At 65.1% G+C, this 5,184-nt stretch carries 6 protein-coding genes; 2 read left to right on the plus strand and 4 right to left on the minus strand.

What is annotated here, in order from left to right; all coding sequences use genetic code 11:
• A partial coding sequence (locus BGN95_RS16800) for a TIM barrel protein (RefSeq protein WP_502688307.1) occupies positions 1–452 on the minus strand: 452 nt, incomplete at its 3' end.
• Positions 449–1,630, minus strand: coding sequence for an MFS transporter (locus BGN95_RS16805; RefSeq protein ID WP_286773419.1), 1,182 nt, complete (start codon positions 1,628–1,630; stop codon positions 449–451). The genes BGN95_RS16800 and BGN95_RS16805, both read right to left, overlap by 4 nt.
• A 170-nt stretch (positions 1,631–1,800) precedes the next feature.
• On the opposite strand from BGN95_RS16805, the gene BGN95_RS16810 reads away from it, so the two are divergent.
• A complete protein-coding gene (locus BGN95_RS16810) occupies positions 1,801–2,808 on the plus strand; it encodes a LacI family DNA-binding transcriptional regulator (RefSeq protein ID WP_286773420.1) in 1,008 nt (335 codons plus the stop codon).
• Positions 2,809–2,850: 42 nt separating this feature from the next.
• Here BGN95_RS16810 and BGN95_RS16815 read toward each other — a convergent pair whose 3' ends face one another.
• On the minus strand, positions 2,851–3,072 hold the full coding sequence (locus tag BGN95_RS16815) for a TonB-dependent receptor (protein WP_286773421.1): 222 nt from the start codon (positions 3,070–3,072) through the stop codon (positions 2,851–2,853).
• Positions 3,073–3,452: 380 nt separating this feature from the next.
• Between BGN95_RS16815 and BGN95_RS16820 the strand changes: the two genes are divergently transcribed.
• Entirely contained in the window at positions 3,453–3,623 is a 171-nt protein-coding gene (locus tag BGN95_RS16820; protein WP_286773422.1) for a hypothetical protein, read from the plus strand.
• Here the strand turns inward: BGN95_RS16820 and BGN95_RS16825 are convergent.
• Positions 3,604–5,184, minus strand: a 1,581-nt coding sequence (locus tag BGN95_RS16825) for a family 43 glycosylhydrolase (RefSeq protein WP_502688308.1), incomplete at its 5' end; no start/stop codon positions are given. The genes BGN95_RS16820 and BGN95_RS16825 overlap by 20 nt on opposite strands.

The following is a 5,184-nucleotide window of genomic DNA, read 5'->3' on the forward strand; positions in this document are numbered from 1 at the left end:
TGCGGCCAAGGATAGAGATAGGGCCACGCCAGGGCCCCGGAAAAAGTCGCATGCGCCTTTAGCCCAAGGTTGGCGCTGGCCTTCGCGGCAAGCTTGAGCTGCTCGATCGCCCACGCCTGCCGCGCATCGGGGCGGCCGCGCAGTTCGGGCGGTGCGAACCCGTCGAACAATTGGTCATAGGCGGGATGCACCGCTACGAGTTGCCCCTGCAGATGCGTCGACAATTCGGTCGGCTCGATGTCATATCGGCGCAGCATCCCGCGCAACTCGTCGCAATAATCTTTGCTTTCGGCCGCCAACGGCAGATCGATCAGCCGCGGATCGCACGGAATCTGCACCCCCATATAGCCGAGGTCCGCCGCCCATCGCGCGAGCGTTTCCAGCCGATCGTAGGGCGCGGTATCGCCGAGGAACTGGGCGAGGAAAAGCGCTGGCCCCTTCATCTCGCTCATGCCTCGTCCGCCCGCCGCTCGTCGCGAAAGAAGAGTTGGAACAGCGCGGCGATCACCAGAGCGGCAATCGCCGGATACCACCACAATTGGTGCCAGTCGGCGATGCCCGGGGCGGCGGGTAATTGAGCGTATAGCAAAGCACCGATCTGCGAGCCCAGCAGCATGCCGATGCCGTAGGTGACCAAGGTCAGCATGCCCTGCGCCTGCGCGTTGACGCCTTTGGGCGCGGCGATGATGCCGGTGTAGATCGCGCCCGCGACGAAGAAGAAATCATAGCAGACGCCGTGCAGCGCCACGCCGAGATAGATGGCCCACAACCCGGCATCGCCGTCGCCGATCGCGAACAGCGCATAACGCACCGCCCAGGCGATCATGCCGGCCAACAGCAGCGGCTTCACCCCGAGGCGCCGGTACAGCCACGGCATCGCAACCATGAAGGCCAGCTCAGACATTTGCCCGATCGCCATCGTGCCGCCGACATTGTCGATCCCGACCGTGCCGAGATAGGGCGAGGCATAAGCATAATACATCGCAAGCGGGATCGAGATCAGCGTCGCGCAGATCGCGAAGATCAGGAAAGAACGCTGGCGCAACAGCGCGAATGCCTCGACGCTCAAGAGCTGTCGCACCAGCCCGTCGCCGGCGGGCGCATCGGCCTCGACCTTCGGCAAGGTTAGGCTGTAGATGCCGAGCGCGAGCGAGACGATGCCGGCGACGCGGAATATCTCGGGGCTCGCCGACAGGCCCGCCCAGCCGACGATCAGCCCGGCGGCGATCCAGCCAAGCGTGCCGAATGCCCGCACCAGCGGGAAGCGATCGGCGCGCGCGCCGAGCCCCTTCAACGCGATCGTGTTCGCGAGGCCGACTGTCGGCATGTACAGGATCATATAGCCGAGCAGCAGCCAGACGAAGCTGCTCCCCGCCGCCGGCGTCACCAGCACCGGGAGCGCGAGCAGGATCGCGCCGCCGAGGAGATGGAGGATGACCATCAGCGCACGCGGGCTGAGATACCGCGTCGCCGCCATCCCGAGCAGGAAGGAGCCGACGACCGAGGCGATCGGGCCGACCGAATAGGCATGGCCGATCAGATTGCCGATGCCGACCGATTGCATGACCAGCCCGAGCGTGACGTTCCACGCCCCCCAGATGAAGAATTGCATGAACATCAGCGCGCTCAACCGCGCGCCAAGCGCTCCAGACGCCGGCGGTGCTAGCGCTGACATAGCGTCACCCGATTCCGCCATGCATCCCCTCCCTCCCGTTCTGTTTATTCGCGCTCCCTGCCGATGTAAAGGATTACATGCTTTTGCCGTCGACAAGCCGACACAACAAATTACATGAGGCTATTATGCCGACGATCATCCAGGTCGCCGCCGCGGCGGGCGTCTCCACCGCGACGGTATCGCGGGTATTGAGCCGCCCCAATCAGGTATCGGACGCGACGCGTCGACGCGTGCTCGAGGTCGTCGACACGCTGGGGTACAAGCCCAATGTGGCGGCGCGGACGTTGCGCACCTTGCGCGCCGCCCGGATTCTCGTCCTCGTCCCCGATATCTCCAATCCGTTCTTTGCCAGCGTGATCCGCGGCGCGGAGGAGGCGGCGCGCGACGCGGGCTATGCGGTGATCGTCGGCGATACGCGGCATGATCCGCAGATCGAGGATCAATATGCCGACATGCTGTCCGGCCGCGAGGTCGACGGGCTGATCTTTCTTGGTCATCGCCTGCCCGACAATCTGCAGGACTTGGTGTCTCGACACGGCGGACGCGCCCCGATCGTCAACGGCTGCGATTATAGCCCGGATCTCGGCGTGCCGAGCGTCCATATCGATAACCTTGCGGCCGGTCGCGACGCGCTCGAACATCTCATCGGGCTGGGCCATCGCGATATTGCTGTAATCATGGGGACACCGGCGAGTCCGCTCAACCGAGACCGGCTGGCGGGTGCCCGGGAGGCGGCCAAACGGCACGGCATCGATGACAGGTTGCAGGTGCGCGTCGGCGACTATTCGGCGCAATCCGCCTTCGACCTGACGGGGGATCTCATCGCGCGCGGCGCGACCGCGCTATTCTGCTTCAGCGACGAAATGGCGATGGGCGCGATCAGCGCGATCCACCACGCGGGGCTCGGCTGCCCGGATGATATCTCGGTCGTCGGATTTGACGATTTGCCCTCGGCGCGCTTTCTTCAACCGGCGCTCACCACGATCGCTCAGCCCAAGGAGTTGATCGGGCGCCATACGGTCGAACAGCTCCTCGGCATATTGAGCGACGCCGATTATCGGGCGGGGCAAATTATCTTGCCGCACGAACTCGTCGTGAGGTGCAGCACAGGATCGAGCGGCGGGCCCCGGTAAAACTACCGGCGCCCGGGCCCGATCTCCCGCCCCGGTATCGCTTCAAAAATCGAAGCGAATCGATGCCGTCAGCGTCCGCGGCGCACCCGGCAGGATTTGCCCTGCCGAGGTTGCCGAGCGATACCATTTGGTGTCGCCCAGATTGGTCATCGCCAGACGGAGATCGAACCGCGAGAAGCGATAGCCGAGCATCGCGTCTATCCGCTGATAAGCCGAGAGGATCACGGTATTGGCGTTGTCGGTATAACGTTTCCCGCTGAACACAAGCCCCGCCTACGCGATGAACCCTGCGGGCGGACGGTAGCTTGTCTAGTGGTGAGAACACAACGGATGAGTCCCGGAATCCTTTCCCGTCATGCCGGGCTTGGCCCGGCATGACGGGTGAGAGATGCGGGAACCATCCGTCTGAATCTATCCACTAAATTCATTTTTCCTCTCCGGTCGGCATTTGGCGCTCCTTCAGAACGACCGCCGTTAGAAAAACATCCAATCGACTTGATAAACAGCCCGGCAAGCGCTGCCAGCACATCCTGATCGCGCGAGGGCCGCCCTCCGGTTCCGCTTCGCTCCACTTACGGCCAACACTGGCGACGGAGGTTATGATGCACTAACAATCAACCTGGACCACTCGCTGGAGGCCGATCATGCCGGCGTGGCGCGGGTATGAGGCGGCGCGGCGCGAGACGATGCTGCTGTCGCACGATCCGACCCTCGCCTCCGATCCCGATCCCGATCGCGTCGAGCGGCTGCTCTGGGCGGAAAGCAATGCGGCCGGATCAGGCGGCCACGAACATCTCACAGCGCGCGGAAGGTGAAATCCCTGAAGCGCGCCTCCCCCGTGCCCGCGGCGTAAAGCGCGGGGCGCAGCATCAGGAAGCCGCCGCGCACATTGTGATGATAGCCGGAGACCTCCATCCCGCGATCGAAGCGCGTCCAGCTACGCCCGCCGTCGCCGCTGATATGATAGGAGACGATATGCCGGTCGTTGGTCACGCGCATCCGCATCCGGCGACCGTGCGGATTGGCGGGCCGGCCCCGCTCCGCGCCATATTGATGCGTCACGAACCGCGCCGCGTCGAATCCCAGCCCGCAATAGAGCCGGTCGTCGTAGAAGAGCAGCAGCCCGGCGGTGACGCCGGGATCGATCTCGATATCGCATTCGAACCGATAGGCCTGGTCCCCTGCGATCAGCATCAGCGGCGATGAATCGTGCGGCGCGATGCCCTTGGCGCGGAGATACAACGCCCCGTCCGCAACCCGCGCGCGCTCGCTTTCCCCCACTGCGGGGCGGAAGAAATTCCATTTCCGGCCGAGCGCCAGCGTCGCGAAATCGTCCGACAATGTTTGTCCGTGCGGCAGCGCCCGCCCACCCCGCGGCTTGGGCAGCGGCGCCGACAGATCGCCGCCGCGCATACGGAACCAGCCGCCCGCGGTCCATTCGACCGGATCGAGCAACGCCTGCCGGCCCAGCGTCCAATAGCCATTCTCATAGCCGTGATAGACCGACCACCAGCTTCCATCGGGCCCCTCGACCAGACTGGCATGCCCGCGCGACCACCAGCGCTCGGCCTCGTCGCGGGTGCGCACCACCGGATTGGCGGGGTCATTCTCCCACGGTCCGTGAATCGAGCGCGATCGGGCAACGATCACCATATGCCCGGTCGGCGGCCCGGCCGTCCCGCCGACCGCGGTGATCATGTAATAATAGCCGTTGTGGCGGTGGATCTTCGGCCCTTCGGGCGAGAAGCTCTCGACCACCCAGTCCGCCGGATAATGCCATGGATCATAGACATGCTCGACCACGCCGGCGAGCGACAGCCCGTCGTCGCTCAGCCGCACGCGATCGCCGCCCGACAGGAACAGCCAGCGCGACCCGTCCTCGCCGACTGCGTGGCACGGATCGATATGGCCGTGCAGGTCGAGGTCGATCGGATCGCTCCACGGCCCGTCGATATGATCCGCCCATAGCACGTAGATCGTGTCGGGCGTCGCCTTGACCGGCACGTAGAGGAAATAGCGGCCCTTGTGCTTTTCGAGGCTGACCGCCCACACCGACCCGATATTGCGGGTGAGCGCCGCCCCGCGCGGCTGCCAGTTCACCAGATCGCGGCTGTGCCAGATCGTCGGCCCGGGATAGCTGTCGAACGACGAGAAGGTCATGTAATAATCCGCGCCGTCCTTGAGGATCGCGGGATCGGGATGATCCCCGGCGAGGATCGGGTTGAGGAAGCGCCCGTCGCCGAGATCGGCAATCCGCTGATTATCTGCCCCGCGCCGCCATGACGCCACCGCGGCGGGTGCGTGGCTCGCGGCGGCGGAGGCGCCAAGCCCCGTCAGCCCCAGCCCGGCGACCCCGCCGGCGAGCAGATCGCGCCG

Origin of the sequence: Sphingomonas sp. 66-10, from assembly GCF_001897045.1 — a bacterium.
GTDB lineage: Bacteria > Pseudomonadota > Alphaproteobacteria > Sphingomonadales > Sphingomonadaceae > Sphingomonas > Sphingomonas lycopersici.